This is a genomic window from Leifsonia xyli subsp. xyli str. CTCB07, assembly GCF_000007665.1.
In the GTDB taxonomy this organism is placed as follows: domain Bacteria; phylum Actinomycetota; class Actinomycetes; order Actinomycetales; family Microbacteriaceae; genus Leifsonia; species Leifsonia xyli_C.
Genome location: NC_006087.1, coordinates 2,287,409 through 2,314,128, shown reverse-complemented (window position 1 = coordinate 2,314,128; position 26,720 = coordinate 2,287,409). Strand labels below are relative to the sequence as shown.

Genomic DNA, 26,720 nt, shown 5'->3' with positions numbered 1-26,720 from the left:
CAGCAGACCCTTGTGAGGGGGCTCGTCAGCGTGGATGGGTGACTCAGTGTGGATGTTCACGCGCGTCTGAACCGGTGGGCTGCGGGGCAGTCGAAGGGGTCGCGGGCGGCGAGGCCGACCCGGTTGAGGTAACGGATGATGATCCGGTAGGAGTTCACGAGGCTGGTCTCGGTGTAGGGGATGCCATGGGTGGCGCAGTGGTCGCGGACGAGTTCTCGGGCGCGGCGCAAGTGGGGTCGGGGCATGCTGGGGAAGAGATGATGTTCGATCTGGTGGTTGAGGCCGCCCATGAGCATCCTCATCGTCCAGCCGCCGCGGATGTTGCGGGAAGTCAGCACCTTTTTGTTCAGGAAATCGACTCGGGATCCGGTCGGCAGTAACGGCATGCCCTTGTGGTTGGGGGCGAACGAGGCCCCCATGTAGACGCCGAACACGGCGAACTGCACGCCGAGGAACGCGAACGCCATTCCCAGCGGCAGCATCAGGAACACGATCGTGATGTAGGTCGAGAGCCGCAGCCCGATGGCGACGAGCTCGGCCGTGCGGCGTTCGACAGGTCCCCGGGATAGGAGCGACCGGATGGAGGTGACGTGGAGGTTGACGCCCTCCAGCAGGAGCAGCGGGAAGAACAGGTAGCCCTGCCGGCGAGTGATCGCGGCGAGCAGGCCGCGTTGGCGGGCTGCATCTTCTTCGGTGAAGGAGATGGTGTCGAAGGCGATGTCGGGGTCTTTGCCCTTGGCGTTCTGGTTGGCGTGGTGCCGGGCGTGCTTGATCATCCACCACTGGTAGCTCATGCCGACGAGCCAGGTCGCGATGAGCCGGCCGGCGCGGGCGTTGGTGGGGCCGGAGGCGAACACCTGCCTGTGGGAGGCCTCGTGGCCTTGGAGAAAAGGAAGGCGAACTGGGTGAAGATCAGGTTGAGGGCCGCGCCGATGAGGAGCTGGAACCAGGAGTCGCCCAGCAGCACGAACCCGGCGATGGCACCGAGCAAGGCGGCCGAGAGGACGGCGAAAATGGCGATGTAGAAGCCGCGGCGCCGTTCGAGAAGGCCCTCGCCGCGGACGCGTCCGAGCAGTTCGTTGTAGGTGCTGGTGATCGGCGTGCGGGTCTCCGTGCGAGGACGGGTCCGCAAAATGGGCCCGAGCGTGGATGCGATCATGCGTTCCTCCGCTGTGTCGTGACGATTTCCCAGCCGAGGATGTGGGCGGATCGCCCGAGATGCGGCAAGTGTAGGCGCGGTTGCTGGGTGTTCGTCGGTGCGGTTTAACGGAACGGTGCCCGGCCTTTCGACCGGGCACCGGATTCATCAGGCCGGTCGGATGTTCGCTGCCTGGGGACCCTTGGGTCCCTGCGCGAGGTCGTATTCGACCTTCTGGTTCTCGTCGAGATTGCGGTAACCGCCGGTGGCGGCGATCTCGCTGTAGTGGACGAAGACGTCGGTGCTGCCGTCATCCGGGGCGATGAAGCCGAACCCCTTCTTCGAGTTGAACCATTTGACGGTGCTAGTGGGCGTCTTTTCTTCCTTCATTCTTCGGGAGCCGAGAGGTCGACTCCGGTCGCCCCGCGCGAGTTGGCGCAGACGGTTGTGGGCATCGCGAGGAACACGGTGAGGTGGTGTGCGCTGGAGGAGGGCTTCCGCCGCGGCCAGAGTGGGCGCGATTCCGGCGACGCGCGAGCGGCTGTCAAGTACTCCATCGATTCCCGAATGAAGTCCCGCCTGGTCGTCGCGGCACTCAACAACGCTGTCGCGATGCGCGGGAACGTCGTCGGCTGCGTGGTCCACAGCGATAGTGAGACTGTTCGTGCTGGTGTTCTCGGGGGTCCTGACCCTCACAGCGATGGACGCGCAAGGATGCTGGTGCCGCGTGTTCTCAGGGGTTCCTGACTCTCACGCCGATCGACATCTGCTGTCTTTCCACGGATCTGTCGGTCCCCTGAGAACATCCGGTGAGGCGTCACGCCTCACCGCCGGAGTGACTTAAGGAGAGCCTGCGCCAACAGGTGCTCATCACTGTCTTGTCCGCCGGTCTGGTGGTGCGCGGTGCCGTTCCCCGCCCATGCGAACAGATCGGAGCACGACATGACCATCATCCCCGACACCGGCAAGCAACCTCAATCACGAACGTCGGTGTTCGCCGGCGTCGACACCCATAAGGAGATCCACGTCGCCGCGGTCGTCGACGAGACCGGGACAATCCTCGGAACCCACAGCTTCTCCACGACTCGCGCGGGTTATCGGGCCCTGCTGGCATGGGTGCGCAGTCAAGGCGCGTTGGTGCGGATCGGAATCGAAGGGACGGGCTCCTACGGCGCTGGCCTCGCCCGGCATCTCGCGAAGAACGAGGTGACGATCCTCGAGGTCGACCGGCCGGATCGGTCAGACCGACGCCGGAAAGGGAAAGACGATGACCTGGACGCGATCAATGCCGCCCGCGCCGCACTGCACGAGCGCCGTACAACGATCCCGAAGTCCAAGGACGGCGCGGTCGAGGCCCTGAGAATCCTGCGGGTTGCGCGAGCCCAGGCGGTCCGTGAACGCCGCAACACATTGCAGCTGCTGCGGATGTCGATCGTCGCCGCACCCGACGAGGTTCGTGACCAGGTACGCAACCTCACCCGTATGCAGCTGATCCGCCATCTCGCTGCCTGGCGTCCTGACACCTCGAACGCGACCGATCCCGTTGTCGCCTACCGGGTCGCGTTGAAGTCGTTCGGCCGCCGCTATATCGAGCTCACCGACGAGATCGTCGACCTTGACGACCTGATCAACCCCATCGTCGAGTCCCTCGCCCCCCAGCTACTCGAACGCGTCGGAATCGGCATCGAAGTCGCCGGGCAGATGCTCGTCACCGCAGGCGACAACCCCGAGAGCATGAAGTCCGAAGCCGCGTTCGCGATGCTCTGCGGCGTCTCCCCGCTACCCGCGTCCTCCGGAATGACCCAGCGACACCGACTCAACCGTGGTGGCGACCGGCAAGCCAACCGTGCCCTCCACCTCGCCGTGATCAGCAGGCTCCGGATCGACCCGAGAACGAAGGCCTACGCAGCGAAGAAGACCGCGGAAGGCCACTCGAAGATGGAGATCATCCGTTGCCTCAAGCGATACCTCGCCCGCGAGGTCTACTTCCTCCTCAACCCCGGCATCAAACACATCGCCCCGAATACCAAACCGAGGAAAATCGCCGCTTGACTCTTAGGAGAGCATCCGCGGCAGCCAATTCCGAAGCCGGAAAGCCCTCCGGACGCTGGCCCACCATGGCCTGGTCGGCTCGATGGGACGTGTCGGCGCCGCTGGCGACAACGCCGCCATGGAAAGCTTCTTCGCACTACTGCAGAAGAACGTTCTCGACCGTCGAACCTGGGCCACTCGCGACCAGCTTCGCATCGCGATCGTCACCTGGATCGAACGCACCTACCACCGACGCCGACGCCAAACCCGCCTGGGCCGTTTGACCCCCATCGAATTCGACACCATCATGAACACCACCGCCGCACTCGCGGCCTGACTACAACCTGTCACCTAACCGTGCAGCAGACCCGAACTCGACCGACGCGGCGCCGGACTTCTCTTCCAAGTCCTCACCGAACGCGAAGAGAAAGCCTCCGTCGCGATCGCTTCCAACGAGTCGTTCTCTGGCTGGACCAAGACATTCACCGACCCCAGGCTCTGCGCCGCGATCGTTGACCGGCTCACCTTCAACGGCCACATCATCGAAACCGGAACCGAGTCCTACCGCCTCGCCCACACCCGAACCAACAGGGCATGAAACGATCGCTTGCCGGCGGCTTAGAACCAGAGCTCCAGACGGAACTGATACCGATCCCCTAGGGTTTCCTGAAGCAGGTTGAGCAGCGCGACGCCTTCCAGGTCAAACCATTTCCTGGCAGCCTCACCACCAAAGCTCGCGGAGTCGAGATCCGCGTGCTCGTTAAAATAGCGAGCCCACGCTCGCAAGCGCTCGATCAACTCAGTGCTCAGCAAGCTCGCCCAGTCGGGCTGGTCGGCCTCGTCCCACATAATGTCCGAAAGTGGCCAAGTCTGACCCCAGTCCACCGCCAAAATGATCTCGCGCATGATGTCCTTCCAAAGTGCGGTGGCTGGGCGCGCAGTCCTCGCACGCCCAGCCACCGTGATGCTGTCCCTAGTCGCCGTTGCAGTTCGGCATCTCACCACGACCCAACGTAGACAACACTATCTGCTGTCGTCAATAACCAACGGCCACGACCCGAATGGGCCAAATCAGGTTGACAAAGCCACGGCATCCTCACGAGCCGACAGCTCGCCGTCGACGTGACAGACCGCAGCGGGCGCACCCGCCGACAACTCGTCAGCGTCGATGAGCGCGGGATGCTCGCACCCGGCGACCGGAAGCGATCCGCGCACGTCCGCCAGCTGCTCACCGGATGACAACCCGAAGACAGAACCCCGCCCTCTCCCCAACGTTCTCAACCCAGCCCAGCCCACCTCCGTACCACCTCGTCGACGTGAGCTTGCCTCGCACACCCGGCCATCACCGCTCGCACCTCGACACCGCGACCTGTTCCTGCTCCTCAATCCGGGGTGCGCTTGCGCACTGCGGCCCGAGGGGGTTCGGGGGAACGTTCCCCCGAGAGACGCCGCAGGCGGCTCAGAGCTTGCGGTCGAGATCTGGACGGAACCGCCCAGTCGTCAGCGGATCGCCATGCCGAACAGGTCGAGAACCGCACGAAGAGCTCGGTCCGTGGTCTGGAGGTCGTGGGTGGCGCGGAGTTCGATAGGCGTGCCGTCGAAGATGGCCCAGCACTCGAAGTCTCCGAGCCGGGAGACGTAGCGGATGCCGGCGTAGAGCGGCTGGCCGTGCTCGTCGGTGCGCGAATAGAGCCAGCTGGCGATCGCGCGCGTCAGGAGCCGGTTGGGGCCGCGGACGTCAGCGACGTCGAGGTTCTCGAGCTCCTGATGGCGCAGCACCGACGCAGCCTCGCGTGTGAGGTAAGTGTGGGTGGCGGTCGTCTCGAGGTCCACGAACGGCAGCGACCCGGTGACCTCGAACTCCCGCAGCCGGCGGGTAGTCAGCCAGGAGGCGGGAACCTCGCCGGGCCCGACTCGGCCGGGGTCGGTCTCGATCTGCGAGAACGCGCCGATCATCGACGCCTTCGGCCGGAAGCCGGCGAGCGTCTCCGCGAAACCACCCTCCGGGGTGGTCGCCCCCGTAGAGCACGCCGGCGCCGGGGATGTCGAACCGGTTCCCGGCGCCCTCGTTCATGACGTCGACCGGGTTGAGCTGAGAGAAGCGGAGGGCCGGGTCGATTCGTTCCACGCGCCAAAGCGGCGACGGTGCGGTCAGGAGGGCGAGCTCAGCCAGCATTGACGAACGCGCGCGCGGCGGCCATGACGTCGCGGACACGCCCCTCGGCGATGACCTCAGCCGGCGCAGCGTCCTCCAACTGCGGGTTCATCCCGATGAACCACGCCCGCACGACCTCATCAGGATCGACTTCAGCCAGAAGCTCGACCACCTGGAAGGTGTCGCGCAGCAGGCGCTGCTCGCCCAGCGGCGGCGTGGCGTCGCCGGAGATCCACCGAGACACCTGCCGCGGCGTCTTGCCAGTGATGATCGCCACAACGTCGCGGCCGAGCACCTCCTGCAGGCGCGCGACGATCGCCGGCGACGCCGACTCCACCGATGCCTTGTGCGCTGCCCGCCCCAGCGGGCGCATTGCCAGATCCGTCATGGCACCAGCGTATCAAAAAGACGCCCATCTAGACAGCTATGCGTCACTAAATAAGTCACCCGAAAAGACCGATAATCTCCCTTATGTCAGTTTGACAATACCATAACGTGCCTTATCTTTTTTAGGCGAGAGGGATGCCCGCGGTGCTTAGTGGTTGACACAGTTGAAACGGGAGGCATCCATGAGCACTGCAGCACCAGTACGTTCCTCACGCCCCTCACCCCGTCCTAGTCTTCGATCAAGCTGCCACAGTCAAGTGTGCGCGGTCCAGGAGCTCGCTTCCGCCGCGGTGGTCGTAGGCCGGACTACTGCTCTGTGGGGTTGATGTCTGTTTCGGCGAGAGCGGCTGTCAGCGTGTCGGCGGAGGGGAGTGCCTGCTGCTCGGCGGTGGGGAGGGCATCGTAGGTGTATGTGCTGACCGCGACGGGTTGATCGGTGCCGCCGAGCGAGTAGCGGACAACTGCCTCGTTGCGGTCGGTGCAGAGCAGAATGCCGCCGGTTGGGGCGTGGGCAGGCAACCGCAGTCGGTCGTCGATGAGAGCGACGTAGAAGCCGAGTTGGCCAGCGTGAGCGGGCTCGAATCGCCCGATCTTCAGCTCGATCACGACGTAGCGCAGCTGGACGGTGTGGAAGAACAACAGGTCGACGTAGAAGTCGTCGCCGTCGATCTCTAAGTGTTTCTGTCTGCCAATGAAGGCGAACCCTTCGCCGAGCTCAAGAAGTGTGCGCTCGATTCGGTTTATGAGCGCCTGCTCGCGATCGCGTTCGTGCGCTTGGTCTCCGAGCTGCAGGAAGTCGAACACGTACGGGTCACGAGTCAGCTGCTGAGAGCGGGTGGACTCCTCCGGCTTGAGGTGGGTGTCGTAGTTCGATGGCGCCGCGCCAATCCTGTGCCGGGTGTTAGCGGCGATGCGGTCGAGCAGTACCGCGCGGGACCACCCGAGTCGGATTGCCTCCGCTGCGTACCAGTCGCGATCATCTCGGGTGTCGAGCTTGTCGAGAAGGATGGTGACGTGGCCCCAGGGGATTTCGTGCAACAGGCTGTTGCACAACCTCATGCATGTTCGCCTCGGGCCAGGCAGCGGCGAACGCCCGCATGTAGAGCAGGTTGCGGCGAGAGAGTCCACGCATGTCCGGGAAGGTGGCCCGCAGGTCCATGGCGAGCTGCTCGACCACGCCAGCACCCCAGCCTGCTGTGTTCTGCTGAGTCAGGATCGTGGTACCGATCGACCAGTACAGTCCGACTAATTCAGCATTCACTTGCCGTTGGGTTCGTGCTCGTGCTTGACGGACCCGCTTTCGCAAGTCTGCCAGGACTGCGGGGTAGTTGGCCGGTACCGCGAGCTCGTTCATGCGCCGAGCTTATCGATCCGACCGTCGCGCCCCAGCAGGGCGAGCTCAGCCGACATTGAGGACTGCGCGCGACTGCCATCCATAACGGACGACTATTCGGGGCGTCGGCGTGTGCGTCGACGTGGCACCGCGTGGACGGTTGACACGGGAACCCTGTCCTCGGCCACGCCGGCCCGAGCCGGCGACGCCACCGTGCAGCGCGCGACCTCGATGCCCTCACGCTTCAGGGCGGCGTGGACCTTCCGGGCGCCGTAAGACACCGAGGTTCGCCTTGTGGACGACGCGGATATCCTTGGTCAGTCCTGCGTCCCTGACCGCCCGTGCGGACGGCGGACGGCCCTTCGCGGCGTAGTAGGTGCTCAGGGCGATCTGCGTCCCCGCTTCCGTCAGCACGACGACGTTCCGCGAGGGGGCGGAGACTGACCGGCCCGCCGACCTGGTCAAGCGCGCGTTCACCGCGTCCGCGCCGAACCAACTCTGGGTCGCGGATCTGACCTATATCCCCACCCACGCCGGCTGGGTCTACGCCGCGTTCGTCCTAGACGTATTCTCCCGCCGTGTCGTGGGCTGGCAGGTGAGCACGAACTTGCGCACCGACCTCGCCCTCGACGCCCTCGACATGGGGCTTTGGCAGCATCAGCGGGCAGATCACGACGTCACTGGCCTGATTCATCACAGCGATGCCGGAGTCCAGTATCGAGCGATCCGCTACACCGAACGCCTCGCCGAGACCGACGCAATCGCCTCCGTCGGATCCAGGGGCGACAGCTACGACAACGCGATGGCCGAGGCCTTCAACTCGCTATTCAAAGCCGAGTACATCCCCAACCCCGTCATCCGACCGAAGGGTGAGTGGGCGTCGATCCGCGACGTCGAAATCGCCGTCACCAAATACATCGACCATTTCAACCACCGACGCCTCCACGGCGAGATCGGCACGATCCCACCCGCCGAAGCCGCGCTCTAAGGGATGGTTTCAGTAGTTGGTTTTGGTGAGTTTGCGGGCGCTGGTGATCGCGACTGCTAGAGCGACGAGCGTTGTGATCGTTGGGGCGGTGCGGTCGTAGCTAGTGGCGAGTTTCCGGAAGTCGAGGACCCAGGCCATGGTGTGTTCGACTACCCAGCGGTGTTTGCCGAGTCGCTGTTTGGAGTTGACTCCGATTCTTGCGATGCGCGTCTTGATGCCACGACGTCGCAGGTAGCGGCGGACGCGTCGGTTGTCGTAGGCCTTGTCGGCGTGGAAGATGACCGGGCGGCGTCTCGGCCGACCGCGGCCGACACCCTTGATCGCGGTGATGTTGTCCAACACGGGTTGCACGAGCATGGAGTCATGTCGGTTCGCGCCGGAGATCTCGACATGCAGCGGGATCCCGTTGCGGTCGGTCAGGACATGGTACTTCGTGCCGAGTTTCCCGCGATCCGTGGGGTTAGGTCCAGGGCGGATTCCAGTGGTTGTTGCAACACGACGATTAGCTGGCGAGTAGTTTAGCGAGGCGTTCGGCTGGGGTTTCCCAGCCGAGCGTTTTGCGTGGCCGAGCTCATCGAGCAGGATCCTCCGCAGTGCGTCCCACACCCCCGCTTCGGACCATTCACGCAGACGCCGCCAGCAGGTGATCCCAGACCCGTACCCAAGCTCGGATGGAAGCTTCCTCCACGGGATCCCTGTCAACAGCACGAACACGATCCCAGCGAACACCTTCCGGTCCGGAACCCGAGGCTGCCCCGTCCGCCCATTGACCGCCGGCGGCCGCGACGGGATCAACGACTCCAACCGCTCCCACAACGTATCCTTAATGAACCGATCCTCGGCAAGCGCCGACACTCCACCAGCATCCCCACCAACCAGCCACAACAACCACCACCACGCCAACTACTGAAACCATCCCTTAGTTCTGGGCAGTTACTTGATACGGGGACCAGATGGTGCGGTGGAGGAGGGGTCAACCCGGACGCCGAAGCGGACCGGAAATTCTTCGGCGAAAGTAAGGGAGCATCAGCGACCGCGTCGAAGAATTTCCGTGGAGCGACAGGGGCCGGGTTTACCCCGGGGGGGGGCAGGAGCCGCACCATATGATTCACCGTCAAGTGACTGCCAGCGTGGGGGAGTGTGAGGGGGGCCGAAGGGGCACCCTCACGGTTCGGACCCAGCGGGGACGACCCACCGGCGCCGTTCAGGTGAGCCGCTGCCGGTTACGATGCATGGCGATCGCGGCGGCGTATTCGTCTCCGAGACCCACCGCCCGGATGCAGCGGACGCACACGGCTTCCAGCGCAAACGGTCGGGTGAGCGTTGCCGCGGTGAGACGGACAGTCACCTCAGCGTCGAACACCTGAATGGCCGCTCACCGGTTGGGTTGCGGGGTGCGGCCGCACAACGTCGTCGCCGCGTCGTAGCTGAGGTGCGGGTGACCGTCGCCCTTCCGCAGCACAACGATCTCGACACTCACGCGGCCTCCTCACCCGCGTGAGTGTCCGCCGGCGCGATGGCTTCGTCGATCGTGTGTGCGGCAGTCGAGGTCGCGGGCGGCGGTCTGGCGTACGAGGTCGGGGTTTCCGTCGGCCCATCCTGCGATGTAGCCGACGCTGTAGCTGCTGGTGTCGAAGCCGAGCATTCCGGCGACGACGTACGCGACGGATTCGGCTTCTGTCTCCATCCGGCCGCGATGCTGGGTGTACTCGGCCAGGTCGTCGACGTGGCCGAGGGCGAAGTGCGCGGCTTCATGAATGAGGTTCTTCGCCGCCTGTTCCGGGGTGAGCTGGTCATGAAACACCACGGTGCGGCGTTCCGGGTCCGCGTACCCGTTCGGGCCGTGCAGGTGGGCGGTGAGCGGCCCGGTCACTCCGTGATCGTCCGCACCGGTCAGTTGCGCGACCGGGGGTCGAGGATCTCGGCCCCGTCGATTGGGTCGGTCTGGGAGATGTCGAACACGGACAGCATCGGGAACCGCGCCGCCCGCTTCTCGACTTCCTCCCCGGTGTCGGGATCCTCCTGCGTGATCTTCTTGGTGGAGTAGCCGAAGATCTTGATGCTCTTCTCGCCCTTGCGGACCTGGCGGCCCTTGGCCTGCCACTGACGGAATCCAGCGACCGCGGACGCGTCCGGGCACTGAGACAGGATGAGGAGGAGGTTGTTCAGGCTGTAGGTGTGGAACGAGCGGGTGAAGTCCAGTAACCGCCGCCACTGGTCGGAGTCGGTCAGCTGCTGCACCTGGTCGGTCAAGGTGGCGTGCAGCGCCTCGGCCTGCGCTTTGCGCTCCTCAGGCGTGCGCTTGGTGATCGTCTTAGCCATCTGGGTTTCCCTCTCCACTTCGTTCTTTTGCCGTGAAGGCACGAAGTGCCGTTCAGGGAGAGCGGCCGAAGTGCAACCCGAAAGGCGGTGGGGGAGAGAGTTTCCGCGCGAGATAAGGGAGCGCAGCGACCGCGTGCGGAAACTCTCGGAGGAGCCGGCCGCCGTAGGCGACTTGCGCGCAGGCTGGTCGACCGCAGAATGTCGAAGGCTTCACGGGCAAAAGAACAGCAGCGCGAGCGCAGCGAGCTCCATTGCCGGCGCTCCGTCGACGGCGCCGCACGCAGGGTCGCCCGGGAGGGTTGCAGGGAGGCCGGGGCCTCCTTGCGGCCGGCCGGTAGCCGGCCCCCGCCACCCGCGGGAGCCGGCCTTCACCCGATCAAAGACGGGCCGGTGTGGGTTGTAGGTGTCGGGGTCGGCATCCCCGGGGTGCTGCCCCCCGGTCGCGGCCACGAGGTTGGCGATGTCTTCCAGGTAGTCGGCGGGGCTGGACCATTCCGGGTTGGTGCCGAGCAGGTTCGCAAGCCGATCCATTGCGGCGCTGTCGCTGAGAGCCATCCAACATTCGAAGAGCCCGCTCACGCATCTCCGCCGAGTACTTCCTGTTCATCGTGTTCCATCCTTACTTCAAGAACGGAACGAAACCCAGGCCGATTCATATGCAGAACGGCACGTTCTACTACCCCGGCTCCCGGGTCTGTGTCACCCAGAGCTACTCCGGCTACTGTTGTAAGGGACATACCCGTGCATTTAGTGTTGCCTCCCATGGTTGATGGATTAGGTGCTTCATTGAAACGAACTTCTCTCTACTTGAGGCTGGGTATCGCGGCTTCGGTTTTTGGCATGCTGGTCGCCGTTGGTGTGATGTATTTCCGCTTTGGGGTGATCGAACCCGTGGGTGTGTTGTACTACTCCGCCCTGCATGATTCCTTTGTTGTGGTAGTCTCGCTGACTGGATTCTCCCTACTCGCCCTCTTGGGGCAGGGAATTGAACGGGTTGCCCTCGATTTTTCAGCTTTTTTTGTGACACTCGCCGCTGTTGTGCCATTGTCGGTTTCTGAGAAGACGCTTAAAGTAATCGGGACGGCCGATGTCTCGTGTCCCGGTGGTTCTCCGTGTTTCCCCGAGAGCATACGACCTGTCGTCGACATGAGTGTCACGGTCTTTCTTGCGGCGTGGGCACTGAAACTTGCGGTCTCATTGATGATCGGCTTTATACAGCGGACGCTGCGAGAAAACATGCCGTCGCTGGTGCTGACCGCGCTGCTCCTTGTAGCCGTCGGACTGTCTTGGGGCTTCGCTCGCCCGTTGTTCCTAGCTTCCGCAAACAGTATCGCTCTGGCTTTTTCCTATATAGTCCTCGCTGGCAGCGCGTTTGTCCGGATGCTGAAGACGACAAGGCGACTTCGGCGAGTCGCTTACGGTGCGGTTTCTTTTGTTGAAGCGGTGGTTGTTATTTTCACTTTGGGGTCCCGGATTTTTGGCGGACTTGATAGTGCTTTACTTGCCGTGTTCGAGTTGTTCGCGTTCGCGTTCTGCGGAGTTTTCTGGATACTGGAAGCCGCACTGAACTGGCCGAAACAACAAAACCAGTTTTTGGGGGTGACCGTCGCGCAAACTCAAATTCAACGCGGCCAAGCCGCTATCAAAAATCTCTCTGAATCATCCCCGGGCTAATTCACGGATTTGGACGGGTAGTGGATGACTCCCAGAACCCTGAGCACCAGCCTCGGCTCTCAGGATTTAATTTTGGGCTGGTTCTACCGCATAGGGCAAACTCAGGCAAGCCTTGCCTTACTTTATCTGGCTGTCTGGTTCGGTGAGACTGCTGAGGGTCGGTGACTCTTCTGCTCCAGACGCGGCTTGTGTGGCCATACACCCCGCCACCGCCAGCGACCGGCCCTAAGCGGTGGTTTCATTAGTCGGAGTGGTGGTGGTTGGTGGGAAGGGTCGTGATGACCGAGACGATGGATGCCGTGGATGCGGCAATTGAGGATGATGACCGGCCGACGGTTGCGGAGTTTGAGCTGGCGTGGGACTTGGTGCGCCCGGCGCGGGAGCAGGGCGCGTCGATGTCGGCGCCCGGGTTGATGCGCGCGCTGACAAAGAGCGTGCTGGAGACCGTGCTGGATGAGGAGTTCGCCGAGCACCTCGGATACGGCAAGCATGACGTGGCCGGGTATCACACCGGCAACTCCCGTAACGGCACGAGGTCAAAGACCGTGATCACAGACGCGGTCGGCCCGGTTGTGATCGAGGTCCCGAGGGGCCGGGAGGGTTCCTTTGAACCCAAGATTGTCCGTAAGCATCAACGCCGGCTGGGGCAGGTGGACGAGATTATCCTGTCGTTGACTGCCCGCGGGCTGACCACGGGAGAGATTTCCGCCCTCTTCGCCGAGATCTATGGCGCCTCCGTATCGAAGGACACGATCAGCCGGATCACGGACAAGGTGTCCGAGGAGATGACGTCCTGGCTGACTCGTCCGCTGGGATCGGTATACGCGGCGGTGTTCATTTCCTTGATGCTCTGATGGTGAAGGGGCGGCCCCGGGCAGGCCGCGAACCGGCCGTTCTATGCCGCGATCGGTGTGGACCTTGCTGGCCGTAAAGACGTCCTCGGGATCTGGGCCGGCGACGGGGGTGGTGAGTCATCGAAGTTCTGGCTCGCCGTGCTGACGGACCTGCGTAACCGGGGTGTGAACGATGTGTTCTTCCTCGTCTGCGACGGCCTGAAAGGGATACCGGCGTCGGTGGGGAACGTGTGGCCGGAAACGATCGTGCAGACCTGCATCATCCACCTGCTGCGCGGCAGCTTCAACGACGTTGCCCGGCAGGACGGGGACGCCTCAAACGCGATCTGCGGCCGATCTATCAGGCGGTGAACGCTGTCGCGGCCGCCGAGGCCCTGGACCGGCTCGAGGAGACGTGGGGCACGCGGTCTCCGGCAATGATCCGGCTCTGGCGCAACGTGTGGAACGAGTTCGTGCCCTTCCTGGATTACCCGGCCGAGGTTCGTACCGTGCTGTGCTCCACGAACGCAATCGAGAGCTTGAACGCCCGATACCGGCGAGCGGTCAAAGCCCGCTGCCACTTCCCCACAGAAGCCGCCGCGCTGAAGTGCCTGTATCAGGTGACTCGTAGTCTGGATCCAACCGGGCGCGGCCAGCAACGCTGGATCGTGCGCTGGAAACCCGCGCTCAACGCCTTCGCGATCGTGTTCGCGGACCGAACCCCTGGCCCCAACCGAGACTAGGAACACCGCCATTTACACCAAAAACAGACAGACCGGCTGGCGGCCCTCGTCAACGTCAAGGCGCTTCTTCCACAGCCGAAGCGTCTCAGCGTTCACACCGAGCTTCCCAGCGACGTGCTTGATCACGGCGTGATCGGTCTTGTGATCAGAGCGAGCCTCACTCAGCATTGTGTAACACGAAAGATGGACTTTCGTGTTACAATAAGGAAATGGCGATTTGATGGGCGGACAGCGCGGACAAGCATGGCATCGCGCATGAGGATGCGTTGAACGCGATCGCCAAGTTCGTGTACCGGGTGGAGAAGTTTGACGAGCCGCGCGTGCCGGGTGGCGACCGGCCTGATCTGTTCATCGGTCCGACCCGGGATCGACGGCTGCTGTTGGAAGTGATGGCCGAGATCCGGCCGCCGGCGGACATCTTCATCTTTCATGTGATGGAAGCCCGTCGGAAAATGATCGAGACTGCGGAGAGGAGATCGAAATGAGCGAGAAGCTAAGCAAGGAAGAGCAGGACCGTTACGCGCGTTTGGCGAACTGGGCTGAGTCCGATGCTGTGTCTGAGGGCATGGGGGATGCCGTCATTACCGCGGGCGAGGGTAATGAGCCGGGGCGTTCGCTGCTGGTCGCGGCGCTTGGATCGGATGCCGAGGTGGACGCGGTTCTGGGGCGGCCGTCCATCGATCAGGGGCGGCCTGCGGGCGTGTCGCCGGTGCGGCATGTGCGGCTCTCGCCTGAGATGGACACCGCGTTGAAGGCGCGCGCCACGGCCGAGCATCGTAAGCCGTCCGAGGTCGTTCGCGAGGCGCTGGCCGCCTACCTTAAGGTGTCATAGCCAAATGGGCCTGCCAGTGTCGGCGAAGATCCCGCTTACCGATGGGTAGCTGTGTCCTTTGGGTGAGCTTGCCTATCACTCCGCGCAGTTGGAGAGCTTGCTTCCAGCAGCGGCACACACCGCCACAGATCAGGAGTCACCCAAACCCTCAGCATTCCCGACCCTTGCATGAGGGCAGCCCACGTTCAACGCATACTTGTGTTGTTTGGGGTGTTCTCGTCCTTTTTTGGGGGTGGGAAGCGAATGAAATAAGGAGTTGTTATGAAATCAGTTGTTGGTGCTGGGCTTGTGGTGCTGCTCGGTACGGGGGTGGTTCTTGGAGCCTCGCCGCCGAGTATGGCGGCCACGACTAGTCCCGTTGATCCTGTCGTGACTGGTCTTTCGAAGGCGGTCGGGGATGTGATGGGTGGTGAGCAGATCACGATCAGCGGTGAGAACCTGCAGAACGCCACTCAGGTTTGCTTTGGGCTGGGATGCGTTCCGGTCACCTCGGCCACGTCCACCACCGTAGAGGTGACAACACCTGCGCATTATGGGTATCAAGGCGGTCAAGCACAGGCGGTTGTCCCCGACTATCAGGAAGACACCGTCACTGTCACCGTGAAACTGAGTGATGGGGAAAAAGCCAGCGCGCCACAGCCGTACCGATATGAAGCGCTCACTCGCACTGGACGGGAAATGTCCTACGTGCTGGAGCACTGGGACAAGTATGACAACGCCCGCTACGCTGATTTCAACCCGGTCGGTGGGGACTGCGCAAATTTCGCCTCCGCGGGACTGGCTGAGTGGTTCGGGCGGGACCGAACCCGCACGGATTGGTACAACCAGTACGGCAGCTGGCAAGCGTCACGCCCGAATATCAACCTCTGGACAGACCCCTACGGCTACACAAACTCTGACGACAAGTGGGTCACCCCGTCCTGGGCATACGTGCCGTCCTTCTCTAAATGGCTGAACGAACAGAAGGAGCAGTTCGGAATCACCCGCACCGACCTGAGCAATGACCCCACCACCTGGTCGGACGTCAAAGTCGGTGACATTATCACCATGACCTGGAATGACAGCAGCCTGAAGGCTACCGCCGTGGGTGGTGCTGGGCTCAAACCCAGGAACGCTCCTTCCCTCACACAGGCAGTCAAAAACCTGGGTGGGGATCACTCCATGATTGTCAGCCGCATCACCACGGTCAACGGTCAGCTTGATGTCCAGCTCGCCGGGCACAACAACGACCGCAACTACCTTTCCCTCACCGCTATTTACAATAACGACCCGAAGATGACGGGCAGCATCTGGCATCTTCTTAAGAACAAACTCACGAATCAGCCGCGAATTGTTTCGGCGACCCCAGGGTCTGACGGGACGATCACGATCACAGGCTGGGCTCTGCCCGGCGCTCGCATGAAGACGACGAACGATCCGGACTACGGATGGTTCGACCCGGAAGACGGGATCACATACGCCGCCGCGGACGGCTCCTTCACCGTTGTCACAAAACGGACCGTCAACGGTGCGGCTGTAGTCAAGTCTTTTGACCCGAAAACAGGGCAAGCGATCAGCGAATCCGACCTTCCCATCATCCCTCAGACGCATGTGGACTCCGACGTGCGGGGAACCGACGGGACGATCACGATCACAGGCTGGGCTCTGCCCGGAGCCCGCATGAAGACGACGAACGATCCGCACCAGGGATGGTTCGACCCAGAAGGCGGGAAGACATACGCCAACGCGGACGGCTCCTTCACTCTTGTCACAAAACGGACCATCAACGGGCAGGCTGCGGTCAAGTCCTACGACCCGAACACGGGCCAAGCGATCAGCGATTCCAACTACATTCCCGTAACCTCCTAAATGGCTGAAGAAGTGAAGGGGGCGCGAAGAAGGAACTGGTGACCTCCGCTTTAACGACGAATGCTCCCCTCACCCGACTCGAAAGCCGAGATGAGGGGAGCATTCACGCGGAGTTGTGGTCAGCCACTCCTCGACGTCGACACGTCCACACCGATGGGGGAGACTATCGTCGGCATCATGGTCGTTCTCGCCCAGTTGCGGGTCGCAACGATCCGTGACAAAACGATGCGTGGTCTCGCCCACGCGCGGGCACAGGGTAGCGTGGGCGGGCGCCCCTCCGTGATGACCCCTGAACGTGTAGAGGAAGCCGCGCGGATGCGCGCTGCCGGAGAGAGCATCGCGAAGATCGCGCGCACTTTCGGCGTGGGCGCATCCAGCGTCTCCCGTGCGCTCGCGAAGCACGACGAGGTAACCGAGGCGACTGCAGGAGTGACGGCGTGAGCGCGTGGGTCTCGACTGACACGATCGTGGCTGCGGTCGCCGGCTTGTTCGGTGGGGCCGCGGGGGCTTGCTCACTGTCTTTCCTTATTTCTTGCCGGAGGTGCCGGGCTGCGGAGCCGCCCGGCGGAGGTCAGAGCCGTTGAGTTCGGGAGAGCACGGTTTGGAGGATGACGACGATCGCCAGGAACACGCCGGAGACCACCGACTGCACTGAGGAGCTGAGAGAGCCGACCTGGTTGATGAGGTTCTGGATGACGCCCAGCAGCACGCCGGCCAGGGTCCCGACGAGTGTCCCCCGTCCGCCCGAGAGCAGGGTCCCGCCGATGACGACCGCGGAGATGGCGCTGAGTTCGAGGCCGACGCCGACCGTCGGGACGCCGGACGAGGAGTAGGCCGCGGTGAGCGCTCCGGCGAGTCCCGCGCAGGGCCCGCTGACGACGTACACCGAGAACTGCACCCGTGCCACCGGGAGGCCCATCAGCGTTGCCGCGTTCTCCGAGCCGCCGACGGCGAGTACGGACTGCCCGCCGCGCGTGCGGGTCAGTGCGGTCGACCCGGCGATCACGATGACGATGGCGATCAGCACCGGCCAGCGGAGGCCGAACACGGCGCCCTGGCCGAGCGCCGCGGTCGCCGCGTCCGCGATGAGCGGGGTGTTCGAGCCGCCCGACGTGAGCGCCAGCACCAACCCGCGCACGCCGAGGAGGCCCGCGAGGGTGACGATGAATGGGGCCAGCTTGCCGTAGGCGACCAGGAGCCCCTGAAGGGCGCCGATCGTGCCGCAGACCGCGATCGGCAGCGCGAGCGCCCCGAGGACGCCCGCGCCCGAGCCGTAGGCCGCGAGCACACCTCCGAGGGAGAACACCGACCCGACTGAGAGGTCGATGCCCCCGGTGAGGATCACAAATGTCATTCCCGTGGCCACGATCAGCAGGAACGAGGACTGTGTGGCGATGTTGGCGAGGTTGCCGACGGTGGGGAAAGCGGGGAACAGCACCGCGCCCGCCACCAGCAGGATCGCCAGGACGATCGCCGCGCCGTAGCTCTGCAGTACGGCGGCCACACGCTCGCGGCGCAGGGGGGCCGCTGCCGCGGGTTCGAGCTCGGGGGAGACCGCCGCGCTCATCGGGCCGACCTCCGTCCGCGCTGCACGTACACGGCGAGCAGGATGATCAGGGCCTGCGCTATCTGGGAGTACGCGTCCGGGACGTTGTGCTTCACTAGGATCGCGGCGATGAACTGGAGCAGCAGCGCCCCCGCGACCGTTCCGAGAACCTTGACCTGACCACCGGTCAGCGGGGTCCCGCCGATGACCACCGCGGTGATCGCCGAGAGCTCGATCAGGTTGCCGAGGGTGGAGGGGACCGACGCGCCGAGCCGGGCCGTGCCGATCACCCCGGCGACCGCGGCCAGACCCGCGCAGAGCGCATATGTCTGCACCAGCACGCGCTTCACTGGAAGCCCGGCCAGCTCCGCGGCCCGCCGGTTGCCGCCGATCGCCACCAACTGCTTGCCGAAGCTCGTCTGGGAGACGAGGACGGCGACGCCGATGGCCAGCGCGATCGCGATGATGACGCTGTAGGGCATCCCCGCGATCGAGTCGCGGCCGAGGGCGAGCACGCCCGGATCGACGACCGATTTCAGCTGTTCGTTCGCGATGAGCAGGGCGATGCCGCGGCCCGCGACCATCAGCGCCAGTGTCGCTACGATGGGCTGCACTCCGATGAACGCGACCATCGTCCCGTTGATCAGGCCGACGACCGCGCCGACCCCGATCGCGATCAGCACCGCTGGCACGAACCTGTAGCCGATGTAGAGGGGGATGGCCGCCGCCGCGAGCGCCATCACCGCGCCCACCGAGAGGTCGATGCCCTAGGTGCCGATCGCCAAGGCCATGCCCAGGGCGACGATGAGCCCCGGGACGACCTGTACCAACTGGGTGCGGAAGTTGTCGGCCGTGAAGAAGTTCGGGGTGAAGGCGACGTTGAAGACGAGCAGGAGCAGAAGCGCGAAGTACACGCCGTACCTCTGGATGAAGACCGGAGCGCTCCGCGTGCGGGGCGCCCCCTCGGCCACGGCCTGTGTCACTTACGACTCCTTCCCGGCGTCGCCGGCGAGAGCGGCGAGCAGCTGTTCTTCGTTGACGTGGACGCCGGTGAGCTCGGTCGCGACGCTGCCGTCTTGCAGCACGATCACCCGGTCGGACCCGTCGATGACCTCCTCGATCTCGGAGGAGACCAGCACGATCGCGAGTCCTTCGCCGGCCAGCTCGTCGATGAGCCTCTGGACTTCGGCCTTCGCGCCGACGTCGATGCCGCGCGTCGGCTCGTCCAGCAGCAGCACACGCGGGCTCATCGCCAGCCAGCGGGCGATCATCACCTTCTGCTGGTTGCCGCCGGAGAGCTCCGAGACCGCCTGATCGGCGCTGGAGGCTTTGATGCGCAGACGTCTCATGAAGACATCGACCACGGCATCCTGCCTGCGCTTGGAGACGAAGCCGAAGCGGGAGAGCCGCGGGAGCGCGGCCAGTGCGATGTTGTCCCGGATCGAGAGGTTCGGTACGATTCCCTCGGCCTTGCGGTCCTTGGGCAGCATCACGATCCCGGCGCGGATGGCTGCGGCGATCGAGCCGCTGCGCACGGTTTTGCCGTCCACCGCCACGCGACCGCGATCCAGGCGCATGACCCCGGCCATCGCCTTCAGTGTCTCCGAGCGTCCGGAGCCGAGCAGGCCCCCGAGGCCCACGATCTCGCCGGGCTGGATCGACAGCCCGACTCCGTCGATCTGGTGCTGCCGGCTCAGATCGGTCGCGACCAGCACCGGAGCGGAGCCGCTCTCCGCCCGCGCAGCAGTGTCCGCCACGGCGCTCGTCCGCTTCTCGACCGAGCGGCCGAGCATGAGCGAGACGAGTTCGATGCGGGAGAGCGCGTCGAGCCGGCCGTTGTGGACGGCTCTGCCGTCCCGCAGCACGGCGACCGTGTCGCACACCCGGTAGATCTCGTCCATCCGGTGGCTGACGTAGACGATCGCGATGCCCTGTGCGCGCAGCATCCCGATAACCCGGAAGAGTGTCTCGACCTCGCGGGCCTCCAGCGACGAGGTGGGCTCGTCCATGATGACCACCCGGACGTCGATGCTCACCGCGCGCGCCAGGGCCACCATCTGCTGGATGCCGAGGGGGAGCGAGCGCAGCGGCCGCTGGCCGTCGACCTGGATGCCGTACCCCGCCAGCAGCTCGGCGGCCTCCGCGTTCATCCGGCGGAAGTCGATGAGACCCAGACGGTTCCGGGGCTCGCGCCCGAGGAAGATGTTCTGCGCCACCGACATCAGCGGCACCAGAGTGACCTCCTGGTAGATGGTGCTGACGACCGAGCGCTGGGCGTCGAGGGGCCGGGCGAACGCCGTGGGCTCGCCGTTCAGCAGGAGCTCGCCGTCATCGGGCTGATAGACCCCGGTGAGCACCTTGATGAGCGTCGACTTGCCGGCGCCGTTCTCGCCCATGAGCGCGAGGCTCTCGCCGTGGGCGAGGCGGAAGTTCACCGCGTTCAGCGCTGTCGCGCCGGCGAACCGTTTGGTCACTCCGCGGGCTTCGAGGACGGGTGTCATCGTGCGGAGAGCGGACTCCATCGTCACGCGGTGGCCTTTCTTGTGGGAGTGGGCGTCGCAGGGTGCGCCGGAGGCGGGGCACGGTCGCATCGTGGGTTCTCGCGTTCGTGCCCCGCCGTGCGCTCAGCGGGTGGTTCCGCTCAGTAGGCTGCGCCGACCTTGTTCGCGGCGTTGGACGGGTCGTACGCGCCGTCCTCGATCACGATGCCTTGCCCGACCGTGTCGCCCGCGAGGAAAGACCTCAGCGTGGCGAAGGCGAGCGGGCCGAAGCGCGGGTTGGACTCGATGACGCCGTTGTAGGCTCCGCCGGCGATCTGCTCCACGGCGTTCCTCGTGCCGTCGATCGAGTAGATCTGGATGTCCTTGCCCGGGGTCTTCCCGGCCGCGATGATCGCCGCCTGCGCTCCGAGGCCCATCTCGTTGTTCTCCGCGTAGATCGCGGTGATGCCGGGATGCGCCTGCAAGAGCTGCTCGGTCACCGACTGGCCTTTGTCGCGGGCGAAGTCGCCGGTCTGCTGCGCGACGATCGTGAGGCCGGGGCCTTTGGCCTTGATCTGGTCTACGAAGCCTTTGGTGCGGTCGATGGTGACGCCGTTGCCGCAAGCGCCGAGCAGGATGGCGATGTCGCCCTTGCCGCCGGTGCCCGCGATCAGCTGGTCGGCGGCGCGTCTGCCCTGCTCCACGAAGTCGGAGCAGAGGAACGAAACGTAGTCCGAGCAGGCTTTGGCGTTGAGCTTGCGGTCGACCGTGATGACCGGGATGTTCTTCGTGCGGGCGGCCTGGAGCGCGGGCTCCAGGCCGTCGGAGTTGAGCGGTGTGACGATGAGCACGTCCGCGCTCTGGGCGATGAGGTCTTGGATGTCGGAGATCTGCTTGGCGAGCGTGGATTGCGCGTTGGTCTTGATGAATTTCTTGACCCCGGCCTTGGCCGCGGCCTCCTCGATCGAGGCCGTCTCCGTGATGCGGAACGGGTTGTCCTCTTTCTCGGACTGCGAGAAGCCGACCACCGCGTCGGCGAGGTCGATCCTCTCCCCGCCGTATTCCGAGAGGCTGCAAGTGGGGCCGTCGGAGGTCTTCACAACTTGCTCTTGGGCGGAGGAGGTGGACTGCACCGTCCCGCCGGGATTCGTGCATCCGCTTAGGGAGAGACCGATGGCTGCCGCGACGGCGACCGCCCCCACAGGTTTCTCACCGTCTTGTTGTCGTTCATCGATGAACCAACTTCCTTGCTGTGTTTCATGGCCGCCCGTTGATGCTGGGAACCGATCAGACCGTATCAAAAACGCTTTGTGGCAAAACAAGGATTTGTGCGAATTGTTTCTAAAACATGTCCGAAACGGTCATGCGAGGTGCGTCCGGTGGACCAGCGGCACGCCCGGCCGGTAGGCCAGGTGGACGTGGCTGGGCGCGTCCAGCACGACGTAATCCGCGCGCGCCGACCCGCAGATGGCCCACATCATCGCGGCGCAGGGCTTCGGCGCCGCCCAGGGTCGCCGCTCGCACCGCCTCCGCGACGGTCATGCCCATGTCCCGCACCGCGACCGCGATGCAGAACAGCACGGAGGAGGTGAACGACGAGCCCGGATTGCAGTCGCTCTCCAGGGCCACCCGTACACCCGCGTCGATCAGGCGGCGCGCGTCCGGGTAGGGCTGGCGGGTCGAGAACTCCACGCCGGGGAGCAGGGTCGCCACCGTGTCCGAAGTGGCCAGGGACTCCACATCCGCATCGGTCAGGTAGGTGACGTGATCGACGCTCGCGGCGTCCAGCTCCACGGCGAGGGCGACGCCCTCCCCGGGCCCGAGCTGACTGGAGTGGACCCGGACGCCGAGCCCGCGCGCCGCGCCGGCGGCGAGCACGCGCCGCGACTGCTCCACGGTGAAAGCGCCGGTCTCGCAGAAGACGTCGATCCAGCGACTGTGCGGCGCGCAGGCGTCCAGCATCGGCCCGGTCACGAGGTCTACGTACCCGTCGGGGTCGGCGGCGTACTCCGCCGGAACCACATGCGCGCCGAGGAATGTGGTCTCGCCGGTGACCTCACGGGCGAGGCGCAAGAGGCGTTCCTCGTCCGCGACGCTCAGGCCGTAGCCGCTCTTGATCTCGAACGTGGTGGTGCCCTGGGAACGGAGCTCAGCCACCAAATGGGCCAGCCGGGACCCGCAATTCGTCCTCTGTGGCGGTGCGCGTGGCCGCGACCGTGCTGTATATGCACCCAGCGGAATGCGCCCGGCCGGCCATCCGGGCCTCGAACTCGGCCGAGCGGTCGCCGCCGAAGACGAGGTGGGTGTGGCTGTCGACGAAGCCGGGGAGGACGGCGGCCCCCTCCGCGTCCACGACGTCGTCGGCGTCCGCTCGCGGCGCCGACGACGCGGGCCCGGTCCACTCCACCCGCCCCCCACCGTGAGCAGTGCCGCGTCGGTCAGGACGCCGAGCGGCCCCGGGTGGGAAGGGTCCAGGGTGACGAGCTCGCCGATCCCGGTCAGCAGCGTCGCGCGGGGCATCAGACCGTCGCCCCCCACTGCATCGGGAGGCGCAGGCCGCGCTCGCGGGCCACCTCGGCCGCGCGCTCGTAGCCGGCATCGGCATGCCGCATGACTCCGGTGCCCGGGTCGTTGACGAGCACCCGCTCGATCTTCTCCGCGGCCAGCGGTATGCCGTCTGCCACGACGACCTGGCCCGCGTGGATGCTGCGGCCGATGCCCACCCCGCCGCCGTGGTGCAGCGAGACCCAGGTGGCCCCGGAGGCGGTGTTCAGGAGGGCGTTCAGCAGCGGCCAGTCGGCGATCGCGTCCGATCCGTCCGCCATCGCCTCCGTCTCGCGGTAGGGCGAGGCGACCGAGCCGGAGTCGAGGTGGTCGCGGCCGATGGCGATCGGGGCGGAGAGCTCGCCGGAGGCGACCATCTCGTTGAACCTGAGGCCCGCGAGGTGGCGCTCCTTATAGCCGAGCCAGCAGATGCGGGCGGGAAGGCCCTCGAACGGGACTTTCTCTCCGGCCTGCGCGATCCAGCGGCGAAGGTGCTCATCTTCCGGGAAGAGCTCCAGCACGGCGCGGTCGGTCGCGGCGATGTCGGCCGGGTCGCCGGAGAGAGCGACCCAGCGGAACGAGCCCTTGCCCTCGGCGAACAGCGGCCGGATTTAGGCGGGCACGAAGCCGGGGAAGTCGAACGCCCGCTCGTAGCCGCCGAGCTGTGCCTCGGTGCGGATCGAGTTGCCGTAGTCGAACACCTCGGCTCCGGCATCCTGGAACTCCACCATCGCCTGCACCTGCTTGGCCATCGAGGCGTGCGCGGCGAGCGTGAACGCCTCGGGGTCGGCGGCGGCTCTCTCCTGCCACTCCGCCACGGCGTCGCCCTCGGGCAGGTAGCTCAGGGGGTCGTGGGTGCTGGTCTGGTCGGTCACGATATCGATCGGCACACCGCGGCGCAGCAACTCCGGGAAGATGGCGGCCGCGTTGCCGACGAGGCCGACCGAGAGGGCGCGGCGCTCGTCCTTCGCGGCGGTGACCCGCCCGATCGCATCGTCGATGTCGTCGGTCAGCTCGTCGAGGTAGCCGCGGTCGGCGCGCCGCTGCAACCGGGCGCGGTCGACATCCACGATCAGCACAGCGCCGCCGTTGAGGGTGACGGCGAGCGGCTGCGCGCCGCCCATCCCGCCGCCGCCGGTGAGGGTGAGGGTCCCGGCGAGCGTGCCGTCACCACGCTCAGCCGCCCCGCCCCGGCGGTCGGCCAGCTTGCGAGCGACCGCGCCGAAGGTTTCGTAGGTGCCCTGCAAGATGCCTGGGAGCCGATGTAGATCCAGGAGCCGGCCGTCATCTGGCCGTACATGGTCAGCCCGAGCTGCTCCAGGCGGCGGAACTCGGGCCAGGTCGCCCAGTCGCCGACGAGATTCGAGTTCGCGATCAGCACGCGCGGAGCCCACTCGTGTGTGCGGAACACGCCGACGGGTTTGCCGGACTGGACCAGCAGCGTCTCGTCCGGTTCCAGGTCGCGGAGGGTCTCGACGATCGCGTCGTAGGTCTCCCAGCTGCGGGCCGCCCGGCCGGTGCCGCCGTAGACGACAAGGTCGTCGGGGCGCTCCGCGACCTCCGGGTCGAGGTTGTTCATCAGCATTCGCAGCGGCGCCTCAGTCTGCCAGCTCTTGGCGCTCAGCTCGCTGCCGCGCGCCGCGTACGCGTCTCTCGCTCCCTGTATTTCGTTCTCTCTTTCTTTCGTCACTCCCCGATCGCTTCCTCGCTTCTTCCGGCTTCAATCCCGGAACGAGTGAGCAAGCGATGGCGGGGGAGGGGGTGGGGGTCAGGGGAGGCGACGAGCGCGACGGCGGCCTCGATCTCGTGGGACAGGGAGCGGTCGGGACCGGGACCGGCCACCGACTCCCGCAGGGTGGCGGTCACCGCAGCGGTCGCGGGGCCCTGCCGCAACGGGGCACGGAGGTCCGCACCGCGGGCTGCGGTGAGCGCCTCGATCGCGAGCACCCGGGTCAGGCCGTCGACGGCACGGCGGAGCTTACGGCCCGCGGCCCAGCCCATCGACACGTGATCCTCCTGCATGGCGGAGGAGGGGATGCTGTCCGCCGAAGCGGGATTCGCGAGCCGCTTGAGCTCCGAGACGATGCCCGCCGCGGTGTACTGGGCGATCATCAGTCCGGAGTCGACCCCCACCTCGTGGGCGAGGAACGGCGGCAGCCCCTGGTTGCGGGCCGGGTCGAGGAAGCGGTCGGTGCGGCGCTCGGACATGCTCGCCACATCCGCCGCCACGATCGCCAGGAAGTCGAGCGCATACGCCACCGGCGCTCCGTGGAAGTTCCCGTTCGACTCGACGCGCCCGTCGGGCGTCAGGACCGGGTTGTCGATCGCGGAGGCGAGTTCGCGACCGGCCACGAGGGTGGCGTGCGCGACGGTGTCGCGCGTTCCACCGTGTACTTGCGGGGCGCAGCGCAGCGTGTACGCGTCCTGCACGCGCGTACACTCCGGCCCCTTGTGGCTGGCGACCAGGGGGGAGCCCGCGAGCAAGGCGCGCAGGTTCTCGGCGGAGAGCGCCTGGCCGGTCTGCGGGCGCAGCCGCTGCAAGTCGTCGGCGAACACGGCGTCGGTGCCGAGCAGCGCCTCGACGCTCATCGCGGCGGCGATGTCGGCGGTGGTGAGGAGCATGCCGAGGTCGTGGAGGGCCAGGCACAGCATCCCCAGCATCCCGTCGGTGCCGTTGATGAGGGCCAGCCCCTCCTTCTCAGCGAGGACGAGGGGCTGGATGCCGGCGGCGTGCGAGCGGACGAGGCTCGCTTGCAGCGGCGCGCGGCGCTCGCCGGGGATGAACGTGGTCGCGAGCGCACCGACGCCGGTGGAGATGCCGTAGTGCGGTTCGATGTCGTCGGCGAGGGCCTCGACGATGGCGCGGGACGCGCCGACCGCGTCCAGGGCGCCGGGATCGAGCGTGACGGGCGCGTCGTGGCGGGCGACGGCCACGACTTCCGCGATCGTGAGCGGATGCGCGCCGAGAGCGACGGCTGTGGCGGCGGGTGCGGTGGTGAGCATGCTCCGATCATGCGCCGGCCGGCCGGGTCGGCACCGTGGCTGTAGGGTGTTCGGTGTCCGGTATCCCAGAGTCGGAGGGCGGAGGCGTGTCCTGTGAGTAAAGTCCCCGCTGCGGAGAACACCCTCCGCATCCTGAACCATCTCGCCGGTCAGCGCGGACCCGTGCCGGCCGCGAGCATCGCCGCGGCGCTGACGCTCCCGCGTTCCACGGTCTACCACTTGCTGACCGCGCTGGGCGAGCACGGCTTCGTCCTGCACTTCCCGGAGGCGCGCCGTTACGGTCTGGGGGTCGCTGCCTACGAGCTTTCGAGCGCTTTCTCCCGGCAGCAGCCGCTCAGCCGTCTCGGCCGGACCATCGTCGCCGGGGTCGTGGACGCGCTGGGCGAGTCCGGCCACGTCGCCGTGCTCCACGGCCGCGATGTCGTCTACATCGTGGAGGAGCGCGCTCCCCGGCGTCCGCGTCTGGTCACCGAGGTCGGTGTGCGCCTGCCCGCGCACCTCACGGCGAGCGGCCGCGCCCTGCTCGCCTCGTTCCCGGCCGGTCAGCTGAGAGCGCTCTATCCCGACCGCGACGCCTTCGCGGACCGCACCGGCGCGGGGCCGCGCAGCTACGGTGAGCTGAAGCGCCTCGTCGCGGAGGCCCGTGAGCGCGGCTACGCCACCGAGGACGGCGAGGTCACGCCCGGCTTCGCCTCCGTCGCCGTCTCGGTGCGCGACCACGCCGGCTGGCCCGCGGCCGGCATCGCGGTCACCTTCCTGCGTGAGAGTGTCCCGCCCGGGGAATGGGATGCGCTGGCCGAGCGGTTCCGTGCCGCCGCCGAACTCTCCCGGCGCATTCGCGGAAGCTGACGCCCGTCCGCGGC

25 protein-coding genes and 7 pseudogenes are annotated in these 26,720 nt (G+C 65.8%); 11 read left to right on the top strand and 21 right to left on the bottom strand.

Going from position 1 to position 26,720, the window contains the following annotated elements; genetic code table 11:
• Nucleotides 1-56: 56 nt before the first annotated feature.
• Together LXX_RS11035 and LXX_RS11030 are read right to left on the bottom strand one after the other, a co-directional pair.
• Nucleotides 57-1,159: pseudogene (locus LXX_RS11035) on the bottom strand (fatty acid desaturase).
• A 147-nt stretch (nucleotides 1,160-1,306) separates the two neighbouring features.
• Nucleotides 1,307-1,528, bottom strand: a complete 222-nt coding sequence (locus tag LXX_RS11030; protein ID WP_011186894.1) for a cold-shock protein — start codon at nucleotides 1,526-1,528, stop codon at nucleotides 1,307-1,309.
• Between the two features lie 552 nt (nucleotides 1,529-2,080).
• Between LXX_RS11030 and LXX_RS11025 the strand changes: the two genes are divergently transcribed.
• The 3 genes and pseudogenes from LXX_RS11025 to LXX_RS13775 form a co-directional block, all read left to right on the top strand.
• Entirely contained in the window at nucleotides 2,081-3,190 is a 1,110-nt protein-coding gene (locus LXX_RS11025) for an IS110-like element ISLxx2 family transposase (protein ID WP_011185382.1), read from the top strand.
• Nucleotides 3,191-3,200: 10 nt separating this feature from the next.
• Nucleotides 3,201-3,506 (top strand): annotated as a pseudogene (locus LXX_RS11020) (integrase core domain-containing protein); the annotation flags it as partial.
• 33 nt (nucleotides 3,507-3,539) lie between these two features.
• Nucleotides 3,540-3,767, top strand: a pseudogene (locus LXX_RS13775) (ATP-binding protein); the annotation flags it as partial.
• A gap of 20 nt (nucleotides 3,768-3,787) precedes the next feature.
• Here LXX_RS13775 and LXX_RS11015 read toward each other — a convergent pair.
• The 6 genes and pseudogenes from LXX_RS11015 to LXX_RS15910 all read right to left on the bottom strand — a co-directional run.
• Nucleotides 3,788-4,075, bottom strand: coding sequence for a hypothetical protein (locus LXX_RS11015; RefSeq protein WP_041767850.1), 288 nt, complete (start codon nucleotides 4,073-4,075; stop codon nucleotides 3,788-3,790).
• Nucleotides 4,076-4,669: 594 nt separating this feature from the next.
• The gene (locus LXX_RS12920) at nucleotides 4,670-5,125 is read right to left on the bottom strand and encodes an RES domain-containing protein (RefSeq protein WP_011186892.1); all 456 of its coding nucleotides are present in this window, start codon (nucleotides 5,123-5,125) and stop codon (nucleotides 4,670-4,672) included.
• A gap of 209 nt (nucleotides 5,126-5,334) precedes the next feature.
• Complete coding sequence (locus LXX_RS11005) at nucleotides 5,335-5,712, bottom strand: hypothetical protein (RefSeq protein ID WP_011186891.1); 378 nt, start codon at nucleotides 5,710-5,712, stop codon at nucleotides 5,335-5,337.
• Nucleotides 5,713-6,017: 305 nt separating this feature from the next.
• Nucleotides 6,018-6,770 (bottom strand): PDDEXK nuclease domain-containing protein, encoded by a 753-nt coding sequence (locus LXX_RS11000; protein ID WP_370558454.1) that lies wholly within the window; start codon nucleotides 6,768-6,770, stop codon nucleotides 6,018-6,020.
• Nucleotides 6,688-7,065, bottom strand: a complete 378-nt coding sequence (locus tag LXX_RS16910; protein WP_370558453.1) for a DUF1016 N-terminal domain-containing protein — start codon at nucleotides 7,063-7,065, stop codon at nucleotides 6,688-6,690. The genes LXX_RS11000 and LXX_RS16910 overlap by 83 nt, the downstream gene beginning before the upstream one ends.
• A gap of 188 nt (nucleotides 7,066-7,253) precedes the next feature.
• Nucleotides 7,254-7,455 (bottom strand): annotated as a pseudogene (locus tag LXX_RS15910) (IS3 family transposase); the annotation flags it as partial.
• Here LXX_RS15910 and LXX_RS10995 point away from each other — a divergent pair.
• Complete coding sequence (locus tag LXX_RS10995; protein ID WP_050737938.1) at nucleotides 7,421-8,032, top strand: IS3 family transposase; 612 nt, start codon at nucleotides 7,421-7,423, stop codon at nucleotides 8,030-8,032. The pseudogene LXX_RS15910 and the gene LXX_RS10995 sit on opposite strands and share 35 nt — an antisense overlap.
• Nucleotides 8,033-8,041: 9 nt before the next feature.
• Here the strand turns inward: LXX_RS10995 and LXX_RS10990 are convergent, their stop codons facing one another.
• From LXX_RS10990 to LXX_RS10975, 5 genes are all read right to left on the bottom strand, one after another.
• Complete coding sequence (locus LXX_RS10990; RefSeq protein WP_076611640.1) at nucleotides 8,042-8,920, bottom strand: IS5-like element ISLxx6 family transposase; 879 nt, start codon at nucleotides 8,918-8,920, stop codon at nucleotides 8,042-8,044.
• 316 nt (nucleotides 8,921-9,236) lie between these two features.
• Entirely contained in the window at nucleotides 9,237-9,380 is a 144-nt protein-coding gene (locus LXX_RS14530) for a hypothetical protein (RefSeq protein WP_176714816.1), read from the bottom strand.
• A gap of 141 nt (nucleotides 9,381-9,521) precedes the next feature.
• Complete coding sequence (locus tag LXX_RS15905) at nucleotides 9,522-9,905, bottom strand: ImmA/IrrE family metallo-endopeptidase (protein WP_041767848.1); 384 nt, start codon at nucleotides 9,903-9,905, stop codon at nucleotides 9,522-9,524.
• A 20-nt stretch (nucleotides 9,906-9,925) separates the two neighbouring features.
• Nucleotides 9,926-10,354 carry an ArdC-like ssDNA-binding domain-containing protein gene (locus LXX_RS15900; protein ID WP_223227647.1) on the bottom strand — a complete coding sequence of 143 codons (429 nt, stop codon included), beginning with the start codon at nucleotides 10,352-10,354 and terminating at the stop codon, nucleotides 9,926-9,928.
• Between the two features lie 210 nt (nucleotides 10,355-10,564).
• Nucleotides 10,565-10,909, bottom strand: a complete 345-nt coding sequence (locus tag LXX_RS10975) for a hypothetical protein (RefSeq protein WP_141692912.1) — start codon at nucleotides 10,907-10,909, stop codon at nucleotides 10,565-10,567.
• 186 nt (nucleotides 10,910-11,095) lie between these two features.
• Here LXX_RS10975 and LXX_RS10970 point away from each other — a divergent pair, with 186 nt between their 5' ends.
• From LXX_RS10970 to LXX_RS10940, 6 genes and pseudogenes are all read left to right on the top strand, one after another.
• Nucleotides 11,096-12,028 (top strand): hypothetical protein, encoded by a 933-nt coding sequence (locus tag LXX_RS10970; RefSeq protein WP_141692911.1) that lies wholly within the window; start codon nucleotides 11,096-11,098, stop codon nucleotides 12,026-12,028.
• Nucleotides 12,029-12,306: 278 nt separating this feature from the next.
• Nucleotides 12,307-13,604 (top strand): annotated as a pseudogene (locus LXX_RS10965) (IS256 family transposase).
• A gap of 266 nt (nucleotides 13,605-13,870) precedes the next feature.
• Nucleotides 13,871-14,089, top strand: coding sequence for a hypothetical protein (locus LXX_RS10955; protein ID WP_218060926.1), 219 nt, complete (start codon nucleotides 13,871-13,873; stop codon nucleotides 14,087-14,089).
• Nucleotides 14,086-14,436 carry a hypothetical protein gene (locus tag LXX_RS10950; RefSeq protein WP_041767844.1) on the top strand — a complete coding sequence of 117 codons (351 nt, stop codon included), beginning with the start codon at nucleotides 14,086-14,088 and terminating at the stop codon, nucleotides 14,434-14,436. The genes LXX_RS10955 and LXX_RS10950 overlap by 4 nt, the downstream gene beginning before the upstream one ends.
• Nucleotides 14,437-14,697: 261 nt before the next feature.
• A complete protein-coding gene (locus LXX_RS10945) occupies nucleotides 14,698-16,284 on the top strand; it encodes an amidase domain-containing protein (protein WP_081423158.1) in 1,587 nt (528 codons plus the stop codon).
• A 60-nt stretch (nucleotides 16,285-16,344) separates the two neighbouring features.
• Entirely contained in the window at nucleotides 16,345-16,725 is a 381-nt protein-coding gene (locus LXX_RS10940) for a helix-turn-helix domain-containing protein (protein ID WP_011186885.1), read from the top strand.
• Between the two features lie 130 nt (nucleotides 16,726-16,855).
• Here LXX_RS10940 and LXX_RS10935 read toward each other — a convergent pair whose 3' ends face one another.
• The 8 genes and pseudogenes from LXX_RS10935 to LXX_RS10905 form a co-directional block, all read right to left on the bottom strand.
• Nucleotides 16,856-17,851, bottom strand: a complete 996-nt coding sequence (locus tag LXX_RS10935) for an ABC transporter permease (RefSeq protein WP_041767839.1) — start codon at nucleotides 17,849-17,851, stop codon at nucleotides 16,856-16,858.
• Entirely contained in the window at nucleotides 17,848-18,582 is a 735-nt protein-coding gene (locus LXX_RS10930; protein ID WP_218060925.1) for an ABC transporter permease, read from the bottom strand. Before LXX_RS10930 ends, LXX_RS10935 begins: the two co-directional genes overlap by 4 nt.
• Nucleotides 18,583-18,597: 15 nt before the next feature.
• Nucleotides 18,598-18,813, bottom strand: coding sequence for a hypothetical protein (locus tag LXX_RS15895; RefSeq protein WP_218060924.1), 216 nt, complete (start codon nucleotides 18,811-18,813; stop codon nucleotides 18,598-18,600).
• Nucleotides 18,814-20,421: a sugar ABC transporter ATP-binding protein gene (locus LXX_RS10925; RefSeq protein WP_218060923.1), complete on the bottom strand. Its 1,608-nt coding sequence runs from the start codon at nucleotides 20,419-20,421 to the stop codon at nucleotides 18,814-18,816. It lies immediately after the preceding gene.
• A gap of 50 nt (nucleotides 20,422-20,471) precedes the next feature.
• On the bottom strand, nucleotides 20,472-21,512 hold the full coding sequence (locus LXX_RS10920) for an ABC transporter substrate-binding protein (RefSeq protein WP_041767836.1): 1,041 nt from the start codon (nucleotides 21,510-21,512) through the stop codon (nucleotides 20,472-20,474).
• Between the two features lie 159 nt (nucleotides 21,513-21,671).
• A pseudogene (gene hutI / locus LXX_RS10915) lies at nucleotides 21,672-22,830 on the bottom strand (imidazolonepropionase).
• Nucleotides 22,830-24,520: pseudogene (hutU, locus tag LXX_RS10910) on the bottom strand (urocanate hydratase). The pseudogenes hutI and hutU overlap by 1 nt, the downstream one beginning before the upstream one ends.
• 20 nt (nucleotides 24,521-24,540) lie before the next feature.
• Nucleotides 24,541-25,857 (bottom strand): aromatic amino acid lyase, encoded by a 1,317-nt coding sequence (locus LXX_RS10905; protein ID WP_011186881.1) that lies wholly within the window; start codon nucleotides 25,855-25,857, stop codon nucleotides 24,541-24,543.
• 93 nt (nucleotides 25,858-25,950) lie between these two features.
• Between LXX_RS10905 and LXX_RS10900 the strand changes: the two genes are divergently transcribed.
• Nucleotides 25,951-26,706 (top strand): IclR family transcriptional regulator, encoded by a 756-nt coding sequence (locus tag LXX_RS10900; protein ID WP_011186880.1) that lies wholly within the window; start codon nucleotides 25,951-25,953, stop codon nucleotides 26,704-26,706.
• Nucleotides 26,707-26,720 lie beyond the last annotated feature (14 nt).